The sequence below is a fragment of the Pleomorphomonas sp. T1.2MG-36 genome, from assembly GCF_950100655.1.
Taxonomy (GTDB): Bacteria; Pseudomonadota; Alphaproteobacteria; order Rhizobiales; family Pleomorphomonadaceae; genus Pleomorphomonas.
Map to the genome: position 1 here is coordinate 697,475 of NZ_CATNLY010000012.1, position 22,671 is coordinate 720,145.

The 22,671-nt window shown below is 64.7% G+C and carries 24 protein-coding genes and 1 riboswitch; of the genes, 14 read left to right on the forward strand and 10 right to left on the reverse strand.

Annotated features, from left to right (window positions below):
• Positions 1-2: 2 nt before the first annotated feature.
• Genes QQZ18_RS10145 through QQZ18_RS10155 form a run of 3 tightly spaced genes read right to left on the reverse strand, consistent with a single transcriptional unit; the run spans position 3 to position 2,346 of the window.
• Positions 3-686 carry an HdaA/DnaA family protein gene (locus QQZ18_RS10145; protein ID WP_342398917.1) on the reverse strand — a complete coding sequence of 228 codons (684 nt, stop codon included), beginning with the start codon at positions 684-686 and terminating at the stop codon, positions 3-5.
• Positions 683-1,804: an AI-2E family transporter gene (locus QQZ18_RS10150; protein ID WP_284540680.1), complete on the reverse strand. Its 1,122-nt coding sequence runs from the start codon at positions 1,802-1,804 to the stop codon at positions 683-685. The genes QQZ18_RS10145 and QQZ18_RS10150 overlap by 4 nt, the downstream gene beginning before the upstream one ends.
• Complete coding sequence (locus QQZ18_RS10155; protein WP_284540682.1) at positions 1,801-2,346, reverse strand: CDP-alcohol phosphatidyltransferase family protein; 546 nt, start codon at positions 2,344-2,346, stop codon at positions 1,801-1,803. Before QQZ18_RS10155 ends, QQZ18_RS10150 begins: the two co-directional genes overlap by 4 nt.
• Positions 2,347-2,575: 229 nt before the next feature.
• Here QQZ18_RS10155 and purM point away from each other — a divergent pair, with 229 nt between their 5' ends.
• Both purM and purN read left to right on the forward strand, forming a co-directional pair.
• A complete protein-coding gene (purM, locus tag QQZ18_RS10160; RefSeq protein ID WP_284540685.1) occupies positions 2,576-3,640 on the forward strand; it encodes a phosphoribosylformylglycinamidine cyclo-ligase in 1,065 nt (354 codons plus the stop codon).
• A gap of 115 nt (positions 3,641-3,755) precedes the next feature.
• Positions 3,756-4,406, forward strand: coding sequence for a phosphoribosylglycinamide formyltransferase (purN, locus tag QQZ18_RS10165; protein WP_284540687.1), 651 nt, complete (start codon positions 3,756-3,758; stop codon positions 4,404-4,406).
• Positions 4,407-4,409: 3 nt separating this feature from the next.
• On the opposite strand, the gene QQZ18_RS10170 is transcribed toward purN, so the two are convergent.
• Positions 4,410-5,186, reverse strand: coding sequence for an SOS response-associated peptidase (locus tag QQZ18_RS10170; protein WP_284540689.1), 777 nt, complete (start codon positions 5,184-5,186; stop codon positions 4,410-4,412).
• 139 nt (positions 5,187-5,325) lie between these two features.
• Between QQZ18_RS10170 and QQZ18_RS10175 the strand changes: the two genes are divergently transcribed.
• The 5 genes from QQZ18_RS10175 to QQZ18_RS10195 all read left to right on the forward strand — a co-directional run bounded on the left by QQZ18_RS10175 (position 5,326) and on the right by QQZ18_RS10195 (position 7,916).
• Positions 5,326-5,850 (forward strand): hypothetical protein, encoded by a 525-nt coding sequence (locus tag QQZ18_RS10175; protein ID WP_284540691.1) that lies wholly within the window; start codon positions 5,326-5,328, stop codon positions 5,848-5,850.
• 4 nt (positions 5,851-5,854) lie between these two features.
• Entirely contained in the window at positions 5,855-6,292 is a 438-nt protein-coding gene (locus tag QQZ18_RS10180; RefSeq protein ID WP_284540693.1) for an NUDIX hydrolase, read from the forward strand.
• A 67-nt stretch (positions 6,293-6,359) separates the two neighbouring features.
• A complete protein-coding gene (locus QQZ18_RS10185) occupies positions 6,360-6,764 on the forward strand; it encodes a TIGR02301 family protein (protein WP_284540695.1) in 405 nt (134 codons plus the stop codon).
• A gap of 162 nt (positions 6,765-6,926) precedes the next feature.
• Entirely contained in the window at positions 6,927-7,196 is a 270-nt protein-coding gene (locus QQZ18_RS10190; protein ID WP_251726904.1) for a hypothetical protein, read from the forward strand.
• A gap of 36 nt (positions 7,197-7,232) precedes the next feature.
• Positions 7,233-7,916 carry a hypothetical protein gene (locus QQZ18_RS10195; protein WP_284540698.1) on the forward strand — a complete coding sequence of 228 codons (684 nt, stop codon included), beginning with the start codon at positions 7,233-7,235 and terminating at the stop codon, positions 7,914-7,916.
• Here the strand turns inward: QQZ18_RS10195 and QQZ18_RS10200 are convergent.
• Entirely contained in the window at positions 7,900-9,327 is a 1,428-nt protein-coding gene (locus QQZ18_RS10200; RefSeq protein WP_284540700.1) for an FAD-binding oxidoreductase, read from the reverse strand. The genes QQZ18_RS10195 and QQZ18_RS10200 overlap by 17 nt on opposite strands.
• A gap of 151 nt (positions 9,328-9,478) precedes the next feature.
• Here QQZ18_RS10200 and fabI point away from each other — a divergent pair, with 151 nt between their 5' ends.
• Both fabI and QQZ18_RS10210 read left to right on the forward strand, forming a co-directional pair.
• Positions 9,479-10,297, forward strand: a complete 819-nt coding sequence (fabI, locus tag QQZ18_RS10205) for an enoyl-ACP reductase FabI (RefSeq protein ID WP_284540702.1) — start codon at positions 9,479-9,481, stop codon at positions 10,295-10,297.
• A 248-nt stretch (positions 10,298-10,545) separates the two neighbouring features.
• Entirely contained in the window at positions 10,546-10,983 is a 438-nt protein-coding gene (locus tag QQZ18_RS10210; RefSeq protein WP_284540703.1) for a glyoxalase superfamily protein, read from the forward strand.
• A 91-nt stretch (positions 10,984-11,074) separates the two neighbouring features.
• Here the strand turns inward: QQZ18_RS10210 and trpC are convergent, their stop codons facing one another.
• The 4 genes from trpC to QQZ18_RS10230 all read right to left on the reverse strand — a co-directional run bounded on the left by trpC (position 11,075) and on the right by QQZ18_RS10230 (position 15,522).
• A complete protein-coding gene (gene trpC, locus QQZ18_RS10215; RefSeq protein WP_284540705.1) occupies positions 11,075-11,863 on the reverse strand; it encodes an indole-3-glycerol phosphate synthase TrpC in 789 nt (262 codons plus the stop codon).
• Positions 11,864-11,872: 9 nt separating this feature from the next.
• A complete protein-coding gene (gene trpD / locus QQZ18_RS10220) occupies positions 11,873-12,886 on the reverse strand; it encodes an anthranilate phosphoribosyltransferase (protein ID WP_284540707.1) in 1,014 nt (337 codons plus the stop codon).
• A gap of 96 nt (positions 12,887-12,982) precedes the next feature.
• Entirely contained in the window at positions 12,983-14,875 is a 1,893-nt protein-coding gene (locus QQZ18_RS10225; protein WP_284540709.1) for a peptidylprolyl isomerase, read from the reverse strand.
• A 152-nt stretch (positions 14,876-15,027) separates the two neighbouring features.
• Positions 15,028-15,522, reverse strand: coding sequence for a TIGR00645 family protein (locus QQZ18_RS10230; protein WP_284540711.1), 495 nt, complete (start codon positions 15,520-15,522; stop codon positions 15,028-15,030).
• Between the two features lie 157 nt (positions 15,523-15,679).
• Between QQZ18_RS10230 and tpiA the strand changes: the two genes are divergently transcribed.
• The 3 genes from tpiA (at position 15,680) to moaC (ending at position 18,517) form a co-directional block, all read left to right on the forward strand.
• The gene (gene tpiA, locus QQZ18_RS10235; RefSeq protein WP_284540713.1) at positions 15,680-16,420 is read left to right on the forward strand and encodes a triose-phosphate isomerase; all 741 of its coding nucleotides are present in this window, start codon (positions 15,680-15,682) and stop codon (positions 16,418-16,420) included.
• Positions 16,421-16,704: 284 nt separating this feature from the next.
• The gene (locus tag QQZ18_RS10240) at positions 16,705-18,036 is read left to right on the forward strand and encodes a dihydroorotase (protein WP_284540715.1); all 1,332 of its coding nucleotides are present in this window, start codon (positions 16,705-16,707) and stop codon (positions 18,034-18,036) included.
• Between the two features lies 1 nt (position 18,037).
• On the forward strand, positions 18,038-18,517 hold the full coding sequence (gene moaC / locus QQZ18_RS10245) for a cyclic pyranopterin monophosphate synthase MoaC (protein WP_284540717.1): 480 nt from the start codon (positions 18,038-18,040) through the stop codon (positions 18,515-18,517).
• Positions 18,518-18,575: 58 nt separating this feature from the next.
• Here the strand turns inward: moaC and QQZ18_RS10250 are convergent, their stop codons facing one another.
• Positions 18,576-20,165, reverse strand: coding sequence for a diguanylate cyclase (locus tag QQZ18_RS10250; RefSeq protein ID WP_284540719.1), 1,590 nt, complete (start codon positions 20,163-20,165; stop codon positions 18,576-18,578).
• Positions 20,166-20,427: 262 nt separating this feature from the next.
• Here QQZ18_RS10250 and QQZ18_RS10255 point away from each other — a divergent pair, with 262 nt between their 5' ends.
• Both QQZ18_RS10255 and QQZ18_RS10260 read left to right on the forward strand, forming a co-directional pair.
• Positions 20,428-21,645, forward strand: a complete 1,218-nt coding sequence (locus QQZ18_RS10255; RefSeq protein WP_284540721.1) for an amidase family protein — start codon at positions 20,428-20,430, stop codon at positions 21,643-21,645.
• A gap of 86 nt (positions 21,646-21,731) precedes the next feature.
• Positions 21,732-22,475 (forward strand): phosphotransferase family protein, encoded by a 744-nt coding sequence (locus QQZ18_RS10260; RefSeq protein ID WP_284540723.1) that lies wholly within the window; start codon positions 21,732-21,734, stop codon positions 22,473-22,475.
• Positions 22,476-22,560: 85 nt separating this feature from the next.
• Positions 22,561-22,664: riboswitch (TPP riboswitch) on the forward strand.
• Positions 22,665-22,671: the final 7 nt, after the last annotated feature.

Sequence of the window (22,671 nt, forward strand, 5' to 3'; positions counted from 1 at the left end):
GGTCATGCCTCGCCCTCGGGTGCCAGCACCTCGGCGGCGATCGCCCGAGTGATGCGGCGACCGCGCGCCAACGATTCGCGATCGAGCGCTTCGACCAGCGCGCAAGCGGCGGCGCAGGATCGCTCCATGCGCAACAGAATATAGTCGAGAACACCAGCATCGATGGCGAGCTGACGGTCGGCCAGGAGTTTCACAATCACCTTTTCGAGGAGGGCATCGTCGGGCGGTCCCAGGAAGGCCGGCTGGGCGGCGCGGAGGCGGGACAGGAGATCGGGCAACGTCACGCCCCAGACCGATGGTACCGCATGGGCGGTGATCAGGACGGATGCGCCGCGGCCGCGCGCCGCGTTGAGAAGATGGAACAGCGCATTCTCGTCGAGGGCGGGATCATCGGCATCCTCGATGGCAACGGCACCGGTGCCGACGAGCGCCGTCGGGTCGGCTGACGCCAGATCGGCGGCGGCGACGACGGAGGCGCGGCTTTTGGTCGCCCAGATGTTGACGAGATGCGTCTTGCCCGATCCGTTCGGGCCGATCAGCAGCACAACGGACGCCGGCCAGTCCGGCCAGGCATCAATGAAAGCGGCAGCCTCGCGATTGCCTTCGCCAACCACGAAATCCTCGCGGCTCATCGCGGACTGATACGGCATCGCGAGCGGCAACTGGCGCGGTTTCATGCGGCTCATGGGATGAGGTCCTTGGGGTGACTGGCGATTTCAGCATGCGCTGAACCGGCGGGACTATCCGGATCGAGCCTGTAGAACGGGCTTTCACGATACTTGGCAAAGGCGAATCGGACCAGCACCGCCACCGAGGCGGCGGCCGGCACCGCGATCAGCAACCCGACGAAGCCGAACAGCGTGCCGAAGGCAAACAGGGCGAACATCAGCCACACCGGATGCAGGCCGACCGATGAACCGATCAACTTGGGCTGGAGGATGTTGCCTTCGATGAACTGACCCGCCGCGAAGATGCCGGCAATGACCGCAATCCACGTCCAGTCGGGCCAGAACTGATAGAGGGCCACGCCAATGGCAAGGCCGCCGCCGACGATGGAACCCAGATAGGGGATGAAGCTGATGAGGCCGGCCACCAGGCCGATCAGAAGGCCGAAGGACAGGCCGGCCAGTGACAGGGAAACGGCATAGAACAGACCGAGCAAGGCCGACACCGATACCTGTCCGCGTACGAAGTTGGCGACACCGGTGTTCATCTCTCGCGCCAGCGCCCTGATGGTCTCTCGATGATGGCGCGGCAGGTTGTCATCGACGGTCGCGACCATGCGATCCCAGTCGAGCAGCATGTAGAAGGCGACGACCGGCGTCACAACGAGCAGCGAAATGATCGAGATCAGCGTCTGGCCGCCGTTCCACACCGACGACAGCAGGGTGGTCATGATCGCCGAGCCGTTGCTGAACAAGGCGCCGAGCGAGCCGCGAATGTCGGTCGCCGAAATGCGTAGCGCCCGGAACAGACGGGTGCCCGCCTCGTGGCTCAGCCAGCGCTGGGCGGCGTCGAGATAGGCTGGCATGTTGGCGATCAGCCCCTGAAGCTGGCTTCCCAGCACCGGTACGATGATCATCAGCGCCAACAGCGCCAGCAGCACGAAGAGGATGAGGATCAGCGCGGTGGCAATCGTCCGCGACAGGCCAAGCCGCTCCAGGCGGTCGGCGACCGGATCGAGCAGGTAGGCCAGCGCCATTCCGGCGACGAACGGCAGCAGGATGGAGGAGAAGACATAGAGCAGAAGGCCGAAGACCAGCGCCGCGCCCGTCCAGAAGAGTATCGTGTTCCTGAGCTTCACGCGCCGCCCTCACCTTGCATGAACGCAAGCCATCCCCTGACGTAGGCGGCGGCCGAGAGCAGGGTCAAGGCCGCGACGACCCAGCTCATGATATCCACAGGCCATTCCAACTGCCATGCCAGGCCGAGATCGCCCAGCAACAGGATGGCATAGAGAATTTGCGCCACAGTGTTGGCCTTGGAAATGAGGAGCGGCACGATCGGCACCGGTTTCGACGCCAGCCACGACAGGATGACGCCGCCGACGATCAGCACGTCACGGCTGACCACCAGCACGGTGAGCCACATGGGCGCATGGCCGATGGCCGCGAGTACTACGAAAATCGAAACCAGCAGCGCCTTGTCGGCGATGGGATCCAAGAGGCGACCGAGCTCGCTCGCCTGCCCGGGCACGTGGCGGGCAATGGCTCCATCGACCCCATCTGAAATGCCGGCGGCGACGAAGAGGGCGAACGCCCAACCAAAATCTCCGCCGAGCAGCAGCATGATCACGACAGGGACGGCAACCAGACGGGCCAGCGTAATGAGGTTCGGTATGGTCAAGAGCGTCCCCGGTGGAAGGTCGCGTTCGTAGCTTCCTCAAACCGGCCAAGCCTAACCGGCGGAAGCTTTGGGTCATTTGAGCATCGTCGCCGGGCTTTCCAAGACCGACCTCCGGCCAAGCCTGCTGTTTTCGGCTCACGAGAGGCAGGAAAGGCGCAGTTTGGACTTGTCATTTCCCGCCGTTTCGGTTTCTTGCCGAATATCCAATCCAGCGGAGGCGCGTGGCTCCATGAACGGCAAGAACGGGCTCACCTATCGCGACGCAGGCGTCGACATCGACGCCGGAAATGCCCTCGTCGACCGCATCAAGCCATTGGTCAAGGCAACGCGGCGGATCGGCGCCGATGCCGACATCGGAGGCTTCGGCGGCCTGTTCGATCTCGCGGCCTGCAAGTTCCGCGACCCCGTGCTGGTGGCGGCAAACGATGGCGTCGGCACCAAGCTTGCCGTGGCCATCGAGGCGGGCATCCACGGCTTCGTCGGCATCGACCTGGTGGCAATGAGCGTCAACGACCTGGTGGTCCAGGGCGCCGAGCCGCTGTTCTTCCTCGACTACTTTGCGACCGGCCGCCTTTCCGTCGACACCGCCACCGAAGTGGTGGCTGGCATCGCCGAGGGCTGCAAGATGGCCGGCTGCGCGCTGATCGGCGGCGAGACGGCCGAAATGCCCGGAATGTACAAGGAGGGCGACTACGACCTCGCCGGGTTTGCCGTCGGAGCCGTCGAGCGCGACGGCGTTCTTCCCCGCGACACCGTGCGCGACGGCGACGTCATCCTGGGCATTGCCTCGTCGGGTGTTCATTCCAACGGCTTCTCGCTCGTGCGCAAGATCGTCGAGCGGTCCGGCCTGTCCTACGCCGACCCGTCGCCCTTCTCGGAAGGCGAGACATTGGGAGCGGCGCTGACGGTGCCGACCCGCATCTACGTGAAGCCGGTTCTTGCCGCCCAGAAGGAAACGGGCGCTATCAAGGCCCTCGCCCACATCACGGGCGGCGGCTTCGTCGACAATATTCCGCGCGTGCTGCCAGCCGGTCTGTCGGCGCGCGTCGATCTCTCGGCGGTCAAGATGCCGAAGGTGTTCGGCTGGCTGGCAAAGGTCGGCGGCCTCGATCAGGCAGAGCTGGTGCGCACCTTCAACTGCGGCATCGGCATGATCGCGGTCGTGGCGCCCGAGGATGCCGACCGGGTAACGGCCGCTCTTTCGGCGGCTGGCGAGACCGTGATCCGCTTCGGCGAGATGATCGCCGATCCGGACGGGCCGCGCACCCTGTTCGAGGGTGCGCTGGAGCTTTGAAAGACAAGAGCAAGGCGCGTTTCGGCAAGCACGACGCCTTGCTCCTTGTGATCGCATTGTTTTTGCGGAAAAGCGGTTCTCCCTTTTCCGCGCAATGCTCGATTGGGAAAGCGTGATGGGCAAGCTCAAGGTCGGCATTCTGATTTCCGGGCGCGGATCCAACATGGCGGCGCTGGTCGAAGCGGCGCGGGAACCGGCCTTTCCCGCCGAGGTTTGCTGCGTCCTTTCCAACCGACCCGATGCGAAGGGGCTGGAGTTTGCCCGCGAGCGCGGCATTCCGGCGGCGGCGATCGACCACAAGGCCCATGCGTCCAAGGCGGAGTTCGAGGAGGCGGTAACCGCCACTCTGCTCGCCCATGGCGTCGACTTCGTCTGCCTTGCCGGCTTCATGCGCATCGTCTCGCCCGCCTTCATCGAGCGCTGGCACAACCGCCTGATCAACATCCACCCCTCGCTGCTCCCCTCCTACAAGGGGCTTCACACGCACGAGCGGGCGCTGGCCGATGGCGTCAAGCTCACCGGCTGCACCGTGCATTTCGTGCGGGCGGAGATGGATGTCGGGCCGATCGTCGCCCAGGCAGCCGTGCCGGTGCTCACCGGCGACACGCCCGACAGTCTGGCCGCGCGCCTGCTGACGGCCGAGCACCGCCTCTATCCGCTTGCCCTGCGGCTGATCGCCGAGGGCAAGGCAAAGGTCAACGGCGAGACCGTGGACATCGCGCCCGATGCCGTCGAGGAGGCGGCACGTCTTTTCTCGGCAAGATAGGCGTCAGAACAAGCTGCCCTGCGCCGGCGGCTCATCGTCCGGCGCGGGATCGGCTTTCTTCCTCGAAGGCTCCCTGTCGACGGTCAGCGGCTCGGCGAGCGGCGCGATCAGAGCCTCGTCGTCATTGCCCACGCTGTTGGCCCGCTCGCTGACCGGAATGGCTTCCAGCAGATCATCGGCGGCTGACTTCAGCAGGTGGGCGACGTCGCGTGGGCGACGATTGCCGCAGTCGAGCCATTCATCCCAGTCCTTCGGATCGAGAACGACCGGCATGCGGTCATGCAGCATGGCCATCAGCCTGTTGGCCCCCGTGGTGAGAATGGCGCCGGTATCGATCTCGCTGCCGTCGGATCCGAGCCAGGTCTCCGTAAGCCCGGCAAAGGCCATCGTCGAACCGTCGCGGGGGCGAATATAGTAGGGCATCTTGGCGGTTCCCATCCGCCGCCACTCGTAGAATCCGGAGGCGGGAATCAGACAGCGGCGATGGCGCATCGCCGTCCGGAAGGACGGCTTGTCGGCGGCGGTTTCGGAGCGGGCGTTGAACAGAAGCGACTGGGTCTTGGCATCCTTCGTCCAGGCGGGAATGAGGCCCCAGCGCACAAGCCGGACATGCCGGACACCATCGAGACCGGCGTCAATGACGGCGATCGGCTGCGTCGGCGCGATATTGTAGCGATTGCCCATGTCGAGAATGCGTTTGTCATACTCTTCGGGGAGGCGATACCCGAACAGGTTTTGCATCATCCTCAACGACTCGATGAGCACAAATCGGCCGCACATGCATCGACTCCAGAAACCAAGAAATTGCCGAAGAGAACAATATCGGCCGTGACCGCCTGGAAACAGACGCCGACGTAAGGTATTTGGCAACCTTGACCGGCGTATGTTTCTGAAAGCGAATTTCTCTGCGGGGGAAAAATTGGGAGGAACGGCAGGCACGGAAGAGCTCGTCAGGCCGGAGACCGATTTCTCTCCGGATCGCCTCTCTGCTGCCAACATCCATCCCGACACGTGGCTAGCAACCGATTATCTCAACCATTTCAATGAAGTGGTCATGCTGATCGACATGCTGCCCATGATGCCGGATTGCGCGCCGGACGTCGTCGCCTGGCAGCCCTGTTCCTATGTCGACCACTTCCGCCTGTCGCATTTCAAGGAACGCGATCTCGCCATCGCCGCCTACGAGGCGTCCGATCCCGAGCGTCGGCGAGCCTTCGATGATACCGTCGTCAGAATCGATGCCGCCATGGCGGACCTGCAACGCATGATCATCGACGCGCCCATGGACGCACTGCCGATCGAGGCGCTCAGCGATCTCTCGGAGATGCGAATCAAACCCCTGCTTGCCCACGCCATGGGGCTCATCAACGGTGCGCCGGTGGCCGCGATGGTCACCGAGGATACCGGCGACGCGCAGTCGGCCGTCGACGCGCTGTTCGGCTGACCCCGTGCCTTCCCGCCCAACCATCCGCCAACCGCGCGTCGGCGTCAGCGTCGGCGTCTGGCGCGGCGGCGAAGTGTTGCTGGTGGAACGCTCCGGCGACCCATCGGGTGGCCTCTGGAGCTTTCCCGGCGGCCATCTCGAATGGGGCGAAATCCTGGAGGACGCCGCGCGCCGCGAGGTGTTCGAGGAAACCGGCCTGCGGGTGACGCTCGCCGGCATTCCGCTGGTCCACGAAGTGATTCTCGCCGGTGGCGATGGCGACACCTTCCGCCACTATGTCCTGATCGTCTTCGCGGCGACGGCGGCTGCCAATGCGGAGCCGGTCGCGGCCTCCGACGCACTCTCCGCCCGCTTCGTTCCTCCCGATCAACTCGCAGCGCTGAGCCTCACCCCGAAGCTCGCCGAGTTCATCGACCGCACGAGAACGCTCGCCGAAAGCTGACGCGTCCTTGCTCCGCCCAGGCGGACGGTCCAGAATGCGAGAAGGTTCGGCGCGACAGGGGGCGTTTTTGCTGAAGATTCTGGCCGTGTTCGTGACGCTTGCCTCGGCGACGCCGCTTCTCGCCGCGGACACGACCCAACCTCCCCCCTACCAGGCCGACCTTCTTCGGCTGTCGGAAGTGCTCGGCGCCGCAGCCTATCTCGACGGCCTGTGCGGTGGTCCGGCCGCCGCCGACTGGCGCGCCAAGATGGCCGCTCTCCTCGATGCCCAGCGGCTCGACGGTCCGGCTCGCCGTCCCTATGTCGAGGCCTTCAATCGAGGTCAGCGCACGTTCTCGATCGCCCATCGGGCCTGCACCTCATCGGCCCGTGGCGTGCTTCAGCGCTATTTCGCGGAAGGGGCGCAGCTCTCCGAGCGCCTCGACCAACGCTTCGGCCGAGCCGGCGATTCGCCGGCCCCCGCCCTCCCCTGATGGTTACCAGTCAGTTAACCGCGGTTCTTCAAACTCGTTAACGCTCTTTAACGGTTGGCGTTGCGTCTTGGCGGAACGATGCTAGTGTGACCCCGTCGATGATGCGGATCGGCAAGCGGCCCTGGCGCCGTGAGCTGGTCCCCGAAGGTGCGGATGGGGCCGATGTCGGATATGCGGGACGAACTGCTTGAGCCGGTTGAGGCCACGGTAAGCGACAATTTCAAGCATCGGGCCATGAGCCACATGGAACGCGCCTTTGACGACGCCGACGACGACGGCATTCCCGTCGACGCCGTCGCCCATGCTGCGTTGTTTGCCGCCTTGACGACGCTCGTAGAGTGTTTCGGCGAGGAAAGCGTTGCCCGGCTCGTTTCCGAGTTGCCGGAGAAGATTTCCTCGGGCGGCTACACGCTGCTGCGCACCCTGCAGTAAGGCGGGACGGGCCACCGCGCGAGGTCGGGGGAAGACATGCGGATTTCCATCGGAGCGCACTTGTTCGCCGCGGCGATCGCGGCGGGCTTGTTGTTGCATGCCGTGCCGATGGCCTTTGCATTCGGGCTGCAATCGCCCGCCGAGCCGAACCGGTCAACCGGCGGCGGCTTCGGTTTCAGCATTCCCGGTGGCGGCGAATTCAACGCCCAACCGGATGGAGGCGCGGACTCGTCTGGCGAAAAGCCGACGACCGGCCTGCCCGAAGTACACTACGATCTGTTGACGCTTCCTCCCGCCGTCGCCGCCATGCGTGACAAGATCATTGCTGCGGCCCGGTCCGGCAACGAGGCCCAGATGCGGGCCGTCATCGGTCTTTCCAACCCGCCGCCGGTGTTTTCGCCGACCGGCGAGGGAGATCCGATCGACATCCTGAAAGCGGCGTCGGGCGACACGGCCGGTCTCGAGGTACTGGCAATCCTTCTCGACGTGCTCGATGCCGGCTGGGTGGTGAAAGGCGGAGGCACACCGCAAGTTCGCTATGTCTGGCCCTATTTTGCCGAGCTGCCGCCCAGCAGCCTCGACCGCCGACAGCTTGTCGAGGTCTATCGCGTGCTGACCGCCGGCGACTTCGAGGAGATGCGTGCCGTGGGGTCTTACGAGTTCTATCGCCTCGAGATCGACGCCGACGGCCGCTGGCTCATGTTCATGGCCGGCGAATAACCCTGCCGGGGTTGAGGATGCCCAGAGGATCGAGCGCATCCTTGAGACGCCCCATCAACTCCAGGTCGAGCGGCGGTTTCACATCGGCCAGAAGATCGACCTTGAGCCGGCCGACGCCGTGCTCGGCGGCGACCGATCCGGCATACCCGCGCACCACGCGATGGACGACGGCATTCATCTCGTTCCAGCGCGCGAGGAAGGCGCGGCGGTCGCTGCCCTCGGGCTGACTGACGTTGAAGTGGATGTTGCCGTCACCCATGTGCCCGAACGGCACCGGCCGGCAGCCAGGAAACGCCTCCACCACCGCCGTCATCGCTTCGTCAAGGAATGCCGGAAGGTCTCCGATCGGCACGGAAACGTCGTGCTTGATCGAGCCCCCTTCGTACTTCTGGACCTCGCTCATGCCATGACGAAGGCGCCAGAAGTCGGCGACTTGCGACAGTGACTGAGCCACGGCGGCCTCGACCGCCTCGCCCGCTGCCGTTGCCCCGGCGAGAACATCGAGGACGATCGCATCGGCCTCGCTGTTGGAAAGGCTGGAACTGACCTCGATCAGCACGTACCAAGGCGCCGGAGACGTCGGCAGGCGGGCACCCGCGAGATGACGCAGCGCGAACTCCATGGCAAGGCCGGACATCAGTTCGAAGCCGGTCAGACCAAAGCCGGCCGCAGCCTGAGCGCGGACGAACAGGTCGAGCGCCGCCTTCGGGGAAGCGACCGAGACGAAGGCGGCCGCCAGTCCGCGCGGGCGATGGCGAAGCCTGAGCGCAGCGGCCGTGATGATGCCGAGCGTGCCCTCCGAACCGATAAACAATTGTTTCAGATCATAACCGGCATTGTCTTTATCGAGCCGCCGAAGACCATCCCAGACACGCCCGTCAGCCAGCACGACCTCAAGGCCGAGCACGAGGTTGCGCGCGTTGCCGTAGGCCAGCACGGCCGTGCCGCCGGCATTGGTGGCGATGTTGCCGCCGATCTGGCACGAGCCGAGGGAGGCCAGCGTCAGAGGGAAGATGCGCCCAGCGGCCTCGGCCGCCGCATGAACCGCAGCGAGTGGCATGCCGGCTTCGACGACCATGCTGTTGCCAAGCGGATCGATCGACCGAACCTTGTCAAGTCGTTCCAGAGAAACGACAATTTCCTGTTGTCCCGGCACCGGGATCTGACCGCCAACGAGGCCGGTGTTGCCACCTTGCGGTACGATCGCAGTCCCGGTTTCGTGGGCGAGGCGGAGGATGGCGGCCACTTCCCCCGTGTTGGCGGGCCTCAGGACCAGGGGCGTTTCCCCCTGGAACAGGTCGCGCCACTCGACGAGATAGCGTGCCTTGTCGGCCGCCTCCACGAGGGCATGGCCGGGTTCGACAAGGGCTGAGAAGCGGGAAACGAGATCGGGCGTCGACGGGCTTTTCATGCGGCGGAACCTACAGCGGAGCCCCCTTGCCGTCGAGGCCCGGCAACGGTCACGAAGCGTGTCCCGGCGAGGCACCACCGCGACTTGCTATTGTCATAATCCTTGTGTCATACGAGCACGACATCCGGATTTGATTAGGCGGGGTTACAAAATGGCAGGTGCTGTGGGTCTGATGGCGGGCAAGCGTGGCCTGATCATGGGATTGGCCAACAACCGTTCCATGGCCTGGGGAATTGCCAAGTCTCTCCACGCCGCCGGTGCTGAGATCGCTTTTACATATCAGGGCGACGCGCTGAGAAAGCGCGTTGAGCCTCTGGCAGCCGAACTCGGCGCGCTGGTTATCGGCCATTGCGACGTGGCCGAGGCGGAAACCATCGATGCCGTCTTCGCGACGCTCGCTGAGAAGTGGGGCAAGATCGACTTCCTGGTCCATGCCATCGGCTTTTCCGACAAGGACGAGCTGACCGGCCGCTACGTCGATACCAGCGAAGCCAACTTCCAGAAGACCATGCTGATCTCGGTCTACTCCTTCACGGCCGTTGCCCGGCGCGCCGAGAAGATGATGACCGACGGCGGCTCGATGCTGACGCTGACCTATTACGGCGCTGAGAAGGTCATGCCCAACTACAACGTGATGGGTGTCGCCAAGGCGGCGCTTGAGGCTTCGGTGAAGTATCTCGCCGTCGACCTCGGACCGCAGAACATCCGCGTCAATGCCGTCTCGGCCGGTCCGATCAAGACGCTGGCTGCCTCCGGCATCGGCGACTTCCGCTACATCCTGAAGTGGAACGAGTATAACGCGCCGCTGCGCCGTACCGTGACCATCGAGGAGGTGGGCGACAGCTCGCTCTATCTCCTCTCCGATCTCGGCCGCGCCGTCACGGGCGAGGTTCTTCATGTCGATAACGGCTATCACACCGTCGGCATGAAGGCGGTGGACGCGCCGGACATCTCGGTCGTCAAGGACTGACGACACGCCCCTTCGAGCATCGCAGAGGCCGGGCCGAAAGCCCGGTCTTTTTGCATTCGAGCGGCATTACCTTGACAATTCCGGGCGCCGCTCCTAGATGAGCGGCCATGGGTGAGGGACCCCAGCCGCCCGCCGGCGCAAGCCATGGTGAAGTTCCCGTCGATCGCTTCCGTTTCCAGGCATCGAGACCTCTCGGCAATGCGGGCACCCTGCCTACGGTCATGTCCGATGCCATCTGGAGAACGGTCATGTCGTCCCGACTGCCAACACTCGATGAGCTGAAGGCCCAGGCTCGTCGTCTCAGAAGCTCGCTCGCCGAAGCCGGCAGCGAGGTCAGCCACTCCAAATCGCTGGAGCTGATCGCCAAGCAGTACGGCTTCGCCGACTGGAACACGATCTACGCAAAGGCCGGCAACGAGCCGCCGGCGCGTTCCTGGAATCCCGGCGACCGCGTCAAGGGCACCTATCTCGGCAAGGCTTTCGAAGGCACCGTGCTGGCGCTCAAGGCGGCCACCTCGGTACCTGGCTACTACACCATCACCGTCGATTTCGACGAGCCGGTGGACGTGGTCGATTTCGATAGCTTCTCGGCGTTCCGCAAGCGCGTTACTGCCACCATCGACGAGGAAGGCATAAGCCCGTCGAAAACATCGAACGGCCGGCCGCACATGGTGCTGACGGCCTGATGTGTCTCTCCGACCTGGAGTCTGTCCGGTCAGCCGGGCGGACTCCAGCCTTCATGTCTTTCCCAAAAACTTGCGCGACTTGCCGCCCCGTTCAGGCGAGGAGCGCCTTCGTCGCAGCCGCAACGTCCGCCTGCCGCATCAGGCTCTCACCGATAAGGAAGGTATGAGCGCCGACACGCGCCAGACGCGCGAGGTCGGCGGGCACGAAAAGACCGGACTCGGCAACCAGGATGCGACCGTCGGGCACGCTTCTCGCCAGCTCTTCTGTTGTTTCCAGCCGGGTCTCGAAAGTGCGGAGATTGCGATTGTTGACGCCGAGCAGCGGTGATCGCAGCTTCAGCGCCCGTTCGAGTTCGGCCGCGTCATGCACTTCGAGCAGCACGTCCATGCCGAGCTCGAAGGCGGTCTCTTCGAGGCGCTTTGCCGTGTCGTCGTCGACGGCGGCGAGAATGATCAGGATGCAGTCCGCTCCCCAGGCGCGCGCCTCATAGACCTGATAGGTCGAGAACAGGAAGTCCTTGCGGAGCGCCGGCAGCGCCGTGGCGGCGCGCGCGGCCTTCAGATAGTCCGGATGCCCCTGGAAGGATGGCGCATCGGTCAGCACCGAAAGGCAGGCCGCGCCCCCCTCTTCATAGGCGCGAGCCAGCGCCGGCGGGTCGAAATCGGCACGGATCAGTCCCTTGGAAGGACTGGCTTTCTTGATCTCGGCAATCAGAGCATGGCGACCTTCGGCATGCTTTTTCCCGATCGCGACGCGAAAGCCGCGTGGCGGCGCCTGATCGGCGGCCATCGCCTTGACCTCGACAAGCGGAACGGCTGCCTCGGCGGCGGCGATCTCCTGCCGCTTGTAGGCCTCGATGCGGGCAAGGATGTCGGCCACCGGTCTTCCTCAGGCGTTGGAGCGGGCGATCAGCCGGTCGAGCGCGGCACGGGCACGACCGCTGTCGATGGCATCGGCGGCGAGCGTCACGCCGTCCTTCAGCGTCGGCACCCGATCGGCGATCATCAGGGCGGCGGCAACATTGAGCAGCACCGTGTCACGATAGGCGCCGAGAGCGCCATCGAGCAGCGCCCGGAGGGCCTGGGCATTGTCGTCGGCGGAACCGCCACGGACCGCCTCGGGAGCATGGTGCGGCAAGCCGGCATCGTCCGGTGTCACCTCAAGGCTGCGCACCGCGCCATTCCTCAGTTCGGCGACATAGGTCGGTCCGGATAGCGTCATCTCGTCGAGGCCATCGGAGCCATGCACCACCCACACCGACTCCGAGCCGAGCGCGGCCAGGGTTTCGGCCACCGGCAGCAGCCACTGGCGCGAGAAGACGCCGACCAGTTGCCGCCTCACCCCGGCCGGGTTGGACAGCGGGCCGAGGATGTTGAAGATGGTGCGCGTGCCGAGTTCGACGCGGCTCGGGCCGACATGCTTCATCGCCGAATGATGCACCGGCGCGAACATGAACCCCACGCCCGCCTCGCGAATGCAGGCGGCGATGACCTCCGGCCCGATGTCGATCTTCACACCGAGCGCCATCAGCACGTCGGCCGCGCCCGATTTCGACGAAAGAGCCCGGTTGCCGTGCTTGGCAACCGACAGGCCAGCGCCAGCCGACACCAGCGCCGAAGCGGTGGAGATGTTGAGACTGCCGGAGGCGTCGCCGCCCGTACCGACGATATCGACCGCGTCCACGGGGGCCACGACCGGCAGCATGCGCGACCGCATGGACGACACGGCGCCGGCGATCTCTTCGACCGTCTCGCCACGAACGCGCAACGCCATCAGAAAACCGCCGATCTGCGACGGAGTCGCCTCGCCGGTCATCATGATGTCGAAGGCCGAAGTCGCCTCCTCCCGGCTCAAGCTGGCTCCCGAAGCCACCTTGGCAATCAGGGTCTTGAAATCGGCCATCGCTCGTTGTCACCCCGCTTGTGCAATCTCCGGCAGATTGCCACGCAATGCCGAAACATGAAACGCGGAACCACGGCTCGAATGCCGGCTCCCGCGTCAGTTGGCGTTACTGCTCCCGACCACCGCGTTGAGCAGCGATTGGTTGACGGTGGTCCCCAGTTTCTCCTGCGCAGCACCGAGATACTGGGCATAGAGGTCCTGGCTCACATCCGTAGCGGCTTGATCGGCAATGACGATCGAGTCGCCCGCCCCTTCGGGCATCGGCGGATTGACGACCTGGGCGACCGTCAGCACGATGCGCGTGCCATCAAGGCCGGGGATTGCGGCCACGTGCCCCTTGGGACCGGCGAAAGCGGCGATCACGCCTTCCTGTCCCAGGCCGGCATCCTCCGCCTTGCGCGTCACGCCCGTGGCGGTCTCGACTTCCACCAAAGCGGTCTTGGCAAGGTCGTCGATCGACGTCCCGGACTTCAGCGCCTTTGCCATTTCCTCGGCCTTGGCCGTCAGCCGAACTTGAGCCTCGTCGTCGGTCCAGGCGATGATCGCCTTGTCCTTCACCTCATCCAGCGTGCGGTCGCGGCCCGGGACCACCTTGATCACGTTGTACCAGATGAAGCCGCGGTTGACGGACAGCGGCTCGTTCTCGCCCCCCTCTTCGGCCGTGAAGGCAGCCTTCAAAAGCTGAGCCTGATCGGGCAGACCGGCCACAGGCAGGCCGTCGGTGCCATTTCCTTCCGGATCGATCTCAGCCGTCACGAGCTTCAGCTTGAAGCGGTTCGCCACCTCCTGCAACGTCGCGCCACCGGCCAGGGCGTCCTCGATCTCGTCGTGCATTTCCATCACGGAGCGTTCGGCCGCCTTGGTGGCAATCGTCTTGCGGATCTCGGGCGCCACCTCGGCCAGCGCCTTGGTATGCGCCGGCTCGATGGTGGTGACGCGCAGCAAAACGGTGCCGAAGGACGACTTCACCGGCTCGCTCGGAACGTTGAGTGCCAAGCCGAAAGCCGCCTCGGCCACCGCCGGATCGAGCACCTTGTCGCGGGAGAGCAGACCGAGATCCACGTCTTCAGGCTTGGAGCCGATATCCGTGATGAGCTGGTCGAAGCTCGTGCCGGACTTGAGTTTTGCCACTGCAGCTGCAGCCTCTTCCGGCGCGGCGAAGAACAGCTGCTGGATACGGCGCTGCTCGGGCGCGCCGTACTGGTCCTTGGTGCGCTCGTATTCGCGAGACACGTCCGCCTCGGAGACGGTCGAAGGATCGGCAACCGCGTCGGGGGTCAGCGCAAGCGTCTCGATGGAGCGGAACTCCGGCGCCCGGAACTTGGCCTTGTTCTCCTCGTACCACTTGGCAAGCACGTCGTCGGCCGGTTTGCCGATCGGCTCCACCTGGGCGCGAGCCAGCGTGAGATAGCGGATGTCGCGCGCTTCGTTCTGATAGCGATACATGGCGCCGACCATGGTCTTCGGCACCGTCAGGCCGCCGACCAGACCCGACGACAGCTGCCACCGCAGCTCTGCGGTGCGCCGCTGGGCGATGAACATGGCCTCGTTGAGACCGCTCTGGTTGAGAAGCTCGGTGAAATAGTTGCGATTGAAGCTCTCGGCTCCCTGCGGCCTCAACTGCGGATCGTCTGCAATGCCCTGGGCCAAGCGGTCGTCGGATACGCCGAGGCCGGTGGCGGCGGCCATGTCGGCCACCGTCGCATCGGCCATCAGGGTGCCGAGTATCCTCTGGGGCAAACCAATGGCGCGCGCCATGTCAGGCGTCATCGCCTGGCCGAGCTGACGGGCCAGCGCCTGCGATTGCCGCTGGTAGGCAAGCTGGAACTCGCCGAGCGTGATCTTGGTGTCGCCCACGGTGGCAAGCGTGTCGGTATGCGAGGTTCCCAGCCGGGAGCCAACACCCCAGCCGATGAAGGACAGCGTCAAGAGGCCCAGAAATATCTTCGCGGGAAGCGTGTTCGCCCCGCGGCGCATTGAATCAAGCATTGTGTCGTCCGTCTCGGGGGCGCGCGCGCCCATCCATCCCAGTCACGCCACCGGTCTCGCAGGGACCGCTTCGGCGCGCGGGATCATAGGGGCGGCGGCTTCATGCCGCAAGCGCCGGTTTTACCTGATAAAGCGCCAAAAACCGGCTTCGCTCAATGCTTGGCCATGATCTTGTCGAGAACGCCCAGCATCAGCGCCGATACCACGAAGGTGACGTGCATGATCACCTGCCACATGATCTGGTTGTCGGTGTACTCCCTGGCGTTCAGGAACACCTGCAACAGATGGATCGAGGAAATGGCGACGATCGACGAGGCGACCTTGATCTTCAGGCTGCCGCTGTCGAGCTTGCCGAGCCAGTGGATCTCGGCATTGTGGTCGTCGAACCGGCCGACGAAGTTCTCATAGGAGGCGATCATCACCATGACGAGCAGGCTGGCGACAAGCGCCGCGTCGATCAGGCCGAGCATGGCGAGAATCATCTCGGATTCTTCGTAGACGAAGACGTTGCCAATGACCTTCCAGAGCTTGACGCCGAAGGAAAGACCGTAGACGGCGAGCGCCACGGAAAGACCGATGAGAAAGACGACGAGAATCCAGCGGCTTCCCAAAATGATACGTTCAACGACCGTCTCCAGTGCCTTCATAGTCAATAGCCCTTGCTAGCGTTTTGCACCTGCCGGATATAAATGCGCTTGCGGGTTTTCGCCTACAAGATCATCTTCCAGGCCGCTCCAAGGATTCACGTCGGGCCCGGTTCGGAATGATCCACGCCCACGCAACGCACATCGAAGGAACGAGAGCATGTCGGTCAAGCCGCTGGTTGCCGGAAACTGGAAAATGAACGGCCTCAAGGCCTCCGTCGCCGAATTCGAAGCCATCGCCGCCGGCTATGACGCCCTCAAGGCCAAGGCCGAGCTGGCCATCTGCCCGCCCTTCACCCTCGTCGCCACCCTCGCCGCGAAGGGCCTGCTGCCGGTCGGCGGCCAGGACTGCCATGCCAAGGTGTCCGGCGCCCACACGGGCGACACGTCGGCCGAGATGCTGAAGGACGCCGGCGCCACCTACGTCATCGTCGGCCACTCCGAGCGCCGCACCGACCACGCCGAGACCGACGCCGTCGTCAAGGCCAAGACCGAAGCCGCCTGGCGCGCCGGTCTCGTCGCCATCGTCTGCGTCGGCGAAACGCACGCCGAGCGCACCGGCGGCAAGACGCTCGAGGTCGTCGGCACCCAGGTTGCCGGATCGCTGCCTGACGGCACGACGGCCGCCAACACCGTCATCGCCTACGAGCCCGTGTGGGCCATCGGCACCGGCCTGACGCCGACCGCCGCCGACGTCAAGGAAGTCCACAACTTCATCCGCAAGGAACTGGTCAAGCGCTTCGGCGCCGACGCCAACGGCATGCGCATCCTCTACGGCGGCTCGGTGAAGCCGTCGAACGCCGTCGAGCTGATGGCCGTCGAGGACGTCAACGGCGCTCTGGTCGGAGGCGCCTCGCTGAAGGCCGCCGATTTCCTCGGCATCGCCGCCGCCTACAAGTGATGATATCGGCTCCGGCGCCCGAGCGCCGGAGCCATTTCCGCAAGGACACCGCCAGGAGGGCGGGCCGCCACCCCTCTCCAGCTCTTCCCGAGAACGGGAAGAGAGCATGTCGAGACGACCGCTCCCCCGGGGGCGCGTGCGGAATCGATGGTCGGTCTCGCCGGAGTGCGAGCGGCGCCGTCTTCCCTCCGGAAGGCGGAGAGGGGTAAATCTAGCGAATAAGTGGAAAGACCGATAAGAGGTCGCCCTGCAGGCCTTCGGCCACTCGCATAGGATTACGCCCCATGACTTTCGACACCGTCCTCAGAAACGGAACTGTCGTCAACCACGACGGCATCGGTGTGCGCGACATCGGACTCCGTCAAGGCCGCATCGCCGAGATCGGCGATCTCTCCCGAGCCTCGGCCGGCGAGACGCTCGATTGCTCCGGCCTTACCGTGCTGCCGGGCGTCATCGACAGCCAAGTCCATTTCCGCGAGCCCGGCGCCACCCACAAGGAAGACCTGGAGACCGGCTCCCGTGCCGCCGTCCTCGGCGGGGTGACTGCCGTCTTCGAGATGCCGAATACCAATCCGCTGACGACCACCGCCGAGCGCCTTGCCGACAAGGTCGCGGCCGGCACGCATCGCATGCACTGCGACTTTGCCTTCTGGGTCGGCGGCACGCATGGCAACGTGCGCGACATTCCCGAGCTGGAGCGTCTGCCCGGCGCCGCCGGCATCAAGGTGTTCATGGGGTCGTCGACCGGTGACCTGCTCGTTGCCGATGACGATGGCGTCGCCGCCATCCTTGGCGCCACGCGCCGCCGTGCCGCCTTTCACTCCGAGGACGAAGCGCGCCTGATCGAGAGAAAGCCGCTGCGCATCGCCGGCGATCCGTCGAGCCATCCCGTCTGGCGCGACGTCGAAACGGCGCTGAAGTCGACCGAGCGGCTCGTCCGCATCGCGCGCGACAAGGGCGCCCGCATCCATGTGCTGCACATCTCCACCGGCGAGGAGATGGACTTTCTCAAGAACCACAAGGACGTCGCCACCGTCGAGGTGACGCCGCACCACCTGACGCTCACCGAAGTCGACCACCAGCGGCTCGGCACGCTCGTTCAGATGAACCCGCCCGTTCGCTCCGAGGCTCATCGCGAGCGTATCTGGCGTGGCCTGAGGCAAGGCATCGCCGACGTGCTCGGATCGGATCATGCGCCGCATACGCTGGAGGAGAAGGCGAAGCCCTACCCCGACAGCCCCTCGGGCATGACCGGCGTGCAGACGCTGGTGCCGATCATGCTCGATCACGTCAACGCCGGTCGCCTGACGCTGCAGCGCTTCGTGGACCTGAGCTCGGCCGGTCCGGCGCGCATCTTCGGCATGGCCAGGAAAGGCCGGATCGCCGTCGGCTACGACGCCGACCTCACCATCGTCGACCTGAAGCGGCGCGAGACCATCCGCAACCGCTGGATCGCCTCACGCTGCGGCTGGACGCCCTATGACGGCGTCGAAGTGACCGGATGGCCGGTCGGCACGATTCTGCGTGGCCGAAAGGTGATGTGGGAGGGCGATCTCGTGACGCCGTCCACCGGCGAACCGGTTCGCTTCGTCGAAGCGCTGCCACGGGGGGCCTGAGATGCCGCCCTTTCTCAGCCACCTTGACGAGAAGGGCGCCGCCCACATGGTCGATGTCGGCGACAAGGCGATCACCGCCCGCACGGCGATCGCCGGCGGCAAGGTGGTGATGAAAGCCGAAACGCTGGCGCTCATCGTCGATGGGCGGACGCCCAAGGGCGACGTCATCGCCACCGCTCGCCTCGCCGGCATCATAGCCGCCAAGAAGACGTCCGACCTCATTCCGCTCTGCCACCCGCTGCCGATCAGCAAGGCGGCGATCGACATCTCGCCGGATCCCACCTTGCCCGGTCTTGAGATCACCGCCATCGTCCGCTGCACCGGCAACACGGGTGTGGAGATGGAGGCGCTGACCGCAGTCTCCATCGCCTGCCTCACGGTCTACGACATGGTGAAGGCAGTCGAAAAAGGCGTTCGTATCGAGGCCATTCGCCTCATCGAGAAAGACGGCGGCAAGTCGGGCCGCTGGCTCGCCGACTAGCGATCTTTGGGACTTTGGGTAGCGGACGGCGCGGAACGGCGGCGGGTCGTGGCCGGGTTCAGGAGGCAACCGCCGCGACCGCGCCGTCCGGCCACGGAAGGCCTTGCACGCCCGGCAACGGTCGAGCCTCGCTCTCGACCCGGTTTCGGCCTCCCGCCTTGGCGGCATAAAGGGCGAGATCGGCTTGCTCGAGCGCTTCCTGGGCGGTGCCGCCGGACTGGGCGGAGGCAAAGCCGATGCTGACCGTCAACTTGTCATGCGGCGAGTCGGGGTGAAGGATCTCCAGATCCTCGACGGCGCGGCGCAGTATCTCCAGTCGTTCGGCGACGTGCTCGCAACCGGCCCCCGACAGGATCAGGGTGAACTCCTCGCCACCGTAGCGGGCCGCGACCTCTCCTTCGGACGAAATGGAGGCCCTCAGCGTCTCGCCGACCATGCGGAGCACGGCATCCCCCGTGGCATGGCCGAACCGGTCGTTGAACAGCTTGAAATGGTCGATATCGATCATGGCGATCGAGAAACCGACGCCCGTCTTGCTCAGGCGTTCGTCACAACGGCCGAAATGAGCCTCAAGGGCGCGTCGATTGGCCAAGCCAGTCAAGGCGTCGGTAAAGCTCGCTTTTTCCAGCGTGTCGATCATCATGTTGAGCGCCGACGACAAGACGGCAAATTCGGGCAGAGGCGAGCGGACGATCACCCGTTGATTGTGATTGCCAGCCGTGATGCGCCCCGCGAACTGCGCTATCCGGCGCAGGCCGCGCAGGATCAGGAGCTCCAGCGCCGCAAGCAGAAAGACGGCGATCACAAGCGTTTCCAGACAGGTCAGAACGATGGCCGCAATCATTTCGCGGCGGGCTTCGGCATAGATCTGCCCGATCGGCGCGGAAAAGACGATGCGACCGTCGGCCATGGGCAGTTTCATGACGCCGATAAGGGTCGAAGTCGCGTCGCGCGTTTCGGGTTTCAGGATGCCGGTCCCTGCTGACCGTAGCCGCTCCCGCGTCGCCGCGTCGAACGGCGCGACGTCACCGTCGAAGGCGATCCTGTCGAGAGTGTCGCCCTTGCCGTTCACAAGGGCGGCCTGCGCGACATGGAGTTGGAACTGCCCGAAGGTCTGGTCCTTCAGTGCCGCGACGTCGAGCAAAACCAGAACGACGAAGGACACCTCGCCTGCGTGGCGAACGGCACGCGCAGAGGCGACGATGACCCTTCCGGTGACCTTGCTGACCTGAAGGTCGCCCCAGACAATGCCCTTCGAGGGCAGGCTGTCGGTGAAGTACTGGCGCTCGGCGAAGGAAACGCCGAAGGCCCTTGGGTCCGAGGCGCAATAGGCCGTGCCCTGAGGAGTCAACAGCGCAATCGCCTCGACGCTCGAATAGGCATTGGCAATCTCGCTTAGCGTCTGGCCGCACTGCTCGGGTGAGACATAGCGAAGAGAGTCGATCAAGGCGACGGTTAACGAGAGATTTTCGAGCTCCGTCTGTGCGTCGGCAAACATGTCCTCGGCGCGGCTGAGCGATAGCTGCAGGCTGTCCTCCGCCACATCGACGGCGCTACGCATATTCTTCTGGGCGAGAAGAATCTGGTTGACCAGAAACGGCATCAGGCTGAGCCCGATCAGCACGAACATGACCAGCCTGATACGCATAGATCGTCACACTGCCCGATACATCAGCCATTCGCATAAGCCGAACGCAATCCTAAGTGCGCCAGGTAAACAATTCATATTCGGAAATATTCTTGTCTATAAATACCAAGCTTTCAGTCAGGACGCACGGTCGCGACCTGCTGGTTTCTCGACGCTGGCGCGCTGATATCCACCGTCGACTTTGTTCCCCGTCCGATCAGCGTTGTCCCCCAACCACGAATCGTGCTCTGCCCGCCTTTGGGGCAACGTCCGAGTGAAAATCATGTCCAAAATCGTTCCATCCGACCCATCCGGTTCTCTTGTCGAGCGACTGGATCTCAGACCTGTCGGGAGCGGACCGCTGGATGGCACGACCTTCACGGTCAAGGACAACATCGACGTTGCCGGCCACCAGACCTCCTATGGCAGCCCCGCGTGGAGGGACGGCCATGCCGCACCGGTGCACAACGCCGTCTGTGTCGACCAGTTGCTCTCCGCCGGAGCGCAGTGCGTTGGCAAGGTCGTCGCCGACGAGTTTACTTACAGCCTCGACGGAGAAAGCCAATTCTTTGGAACGCCGCGCAACGCCAGGGCGCCGGACCGAGTTCCGGGCGGCTCCTCAAGCGGGTCGGCCGCCTCCGTTGCCAATGGGCTGGCGCAATTCTCGATCGGCACCGATTCCGGCGGCTCCATCCGCGTTCCGGCAAGCCTGTGCGGGCTCTGGGGAATGCGGCCTTCGCTCCACCGCATCTCGGAAGCCGGCGTTTTGCCGTTCATGCCGAGCGTCAGTACGGTTGGCGTGTTGGCAGCCCACTTCGAACACCTCGACGCGGCGGCCCGCGTCCTGTTGCGGAGTGGCTCCCGCGCTGTCGCCCCGCTCCGCCGGCTGCTGCTCCTGGCCGATGCATTCGACATTTGCGACGAAGCCGTACGTGAGCAGGCCAACGCCGCATTGCATAGAGTTTCCGAGCGGACCGGGATTCCACTGGAGACAGTCCGCTTCTCCGAGATCGCTGGAGAAGGCCTGCCGCTTGGCGATTGCAACGACAAGGCGCTGCGCGACCTGCAGACCGCCGAGTTTCAAAGCACCATAGGCAACTGGATCGAGACCGCCAAGCCGGAGCTGGGCACCACCTTCACCTTGGCCTATGGCAACGTGCAGCGGTTCGACCGTCTTGCTGCTCTGGACAGTCTGGTGCGGTGCGAACGTTTCTTTGAGGCGATCAACGCTTTCCTGCCGGCCGGCGTCGTCATCTGCTTTCCGACGACACCTGTCATAGCGCCCCTGAAAGGGACCCTGACGACCCTCGACAGGGTGCTGGATTTCTACGATCGCACCATGACCATCACGGCATTCGCCGGCGTTGGTCGTCTGCCGGAGATCTCCGCCCCGCTGCTGACGGTCAACGACTGCCCGGTCGGACTGTCCTTCGCCGCCGGGCACTATCAGGACGAGTTCCTGCTGGCGTCGGTGCGCCAACTCCTTGGCGTCGCAGGCTAGAAAAGCCGGTCAGGGAAAAGCGCCGGTCACTCCCTCTTTTCCCTGTAGGATGGGGGGAGTTCGACGGCTATCGACAGGATTTCCGAATGTGCGAGATTGCTCGCCGGCTCGGCTCAGGCAAGGAAGCCGAGGTGTTCGAGTACGGAGACTTCGCGCTCAAGCTCTATCGGAGCGAGTCCCAGAAAGCCGCCGCATTCCGGGAAGCGTCCAATCTGTCCATCCTCGAACAGCTCGCCCTGCCAACGCCCAGGATCCACGCCGTCGGTGAGTATGGCGGCCGCTGGGGTCTGGTGATGGACCGTGCGCGTGGACCGAGCTTCGCGGATCGGATGATGTCGGGCGACCGGAGACTCCATATCGAAGAGCTGGCACGGCTGCACCTTCTCGTGCACCGTCAGCCAGGAAGCGGTTTGCCATCCCTGAAAGCGCGGCTATCGGCCAATATCCAGCGTGCCGAAGAGCTTGATCGTAGCTCGCAGGACCGCCTCCTTCGCCAACTCGACGCACTGCCGGATGGCGACTGCCTATGTCATGGCGACTTTCACCCCTGGAACATTCAAGGCTCCGCCGACGACATCATGGTCCTAGACTGGCTGGATGCGTGCAGCGGCACGCCGGCCGCCGATGTCTGCAGAAGCTATGTTCTGATCCACCATGCCGACCCGATGGCAGCGGCCGAGTACGTTGACGCCTATGCCAGACTGGGCGAAACGACGGCCGCCGACATCATGGCCTGGCTGGCGCCGGTTGCCGCCGCTCGTCTGGCGGAGCGGATTCCGGCCCAAACCGACGATTTGTTGCGGCTCGCTGGCGCACCCCGCAAAGCTTGATGGTGGGCGGGGATGGGGACCCGCCATGATTGGCCGCGCTCCACCTCCGCCACTTGCGCCGCTTTCCCGCCCCGCCTATGCTCCCACTGTCTCAAGGGGGTGTCCGGCTTGGCCGGACTGAGAGGAGCGATCCAACCCCACGAACCTGATCCGGATCATGCCGGCGGAGGGATTGAGCGAGCGGCACGGCCTGTCC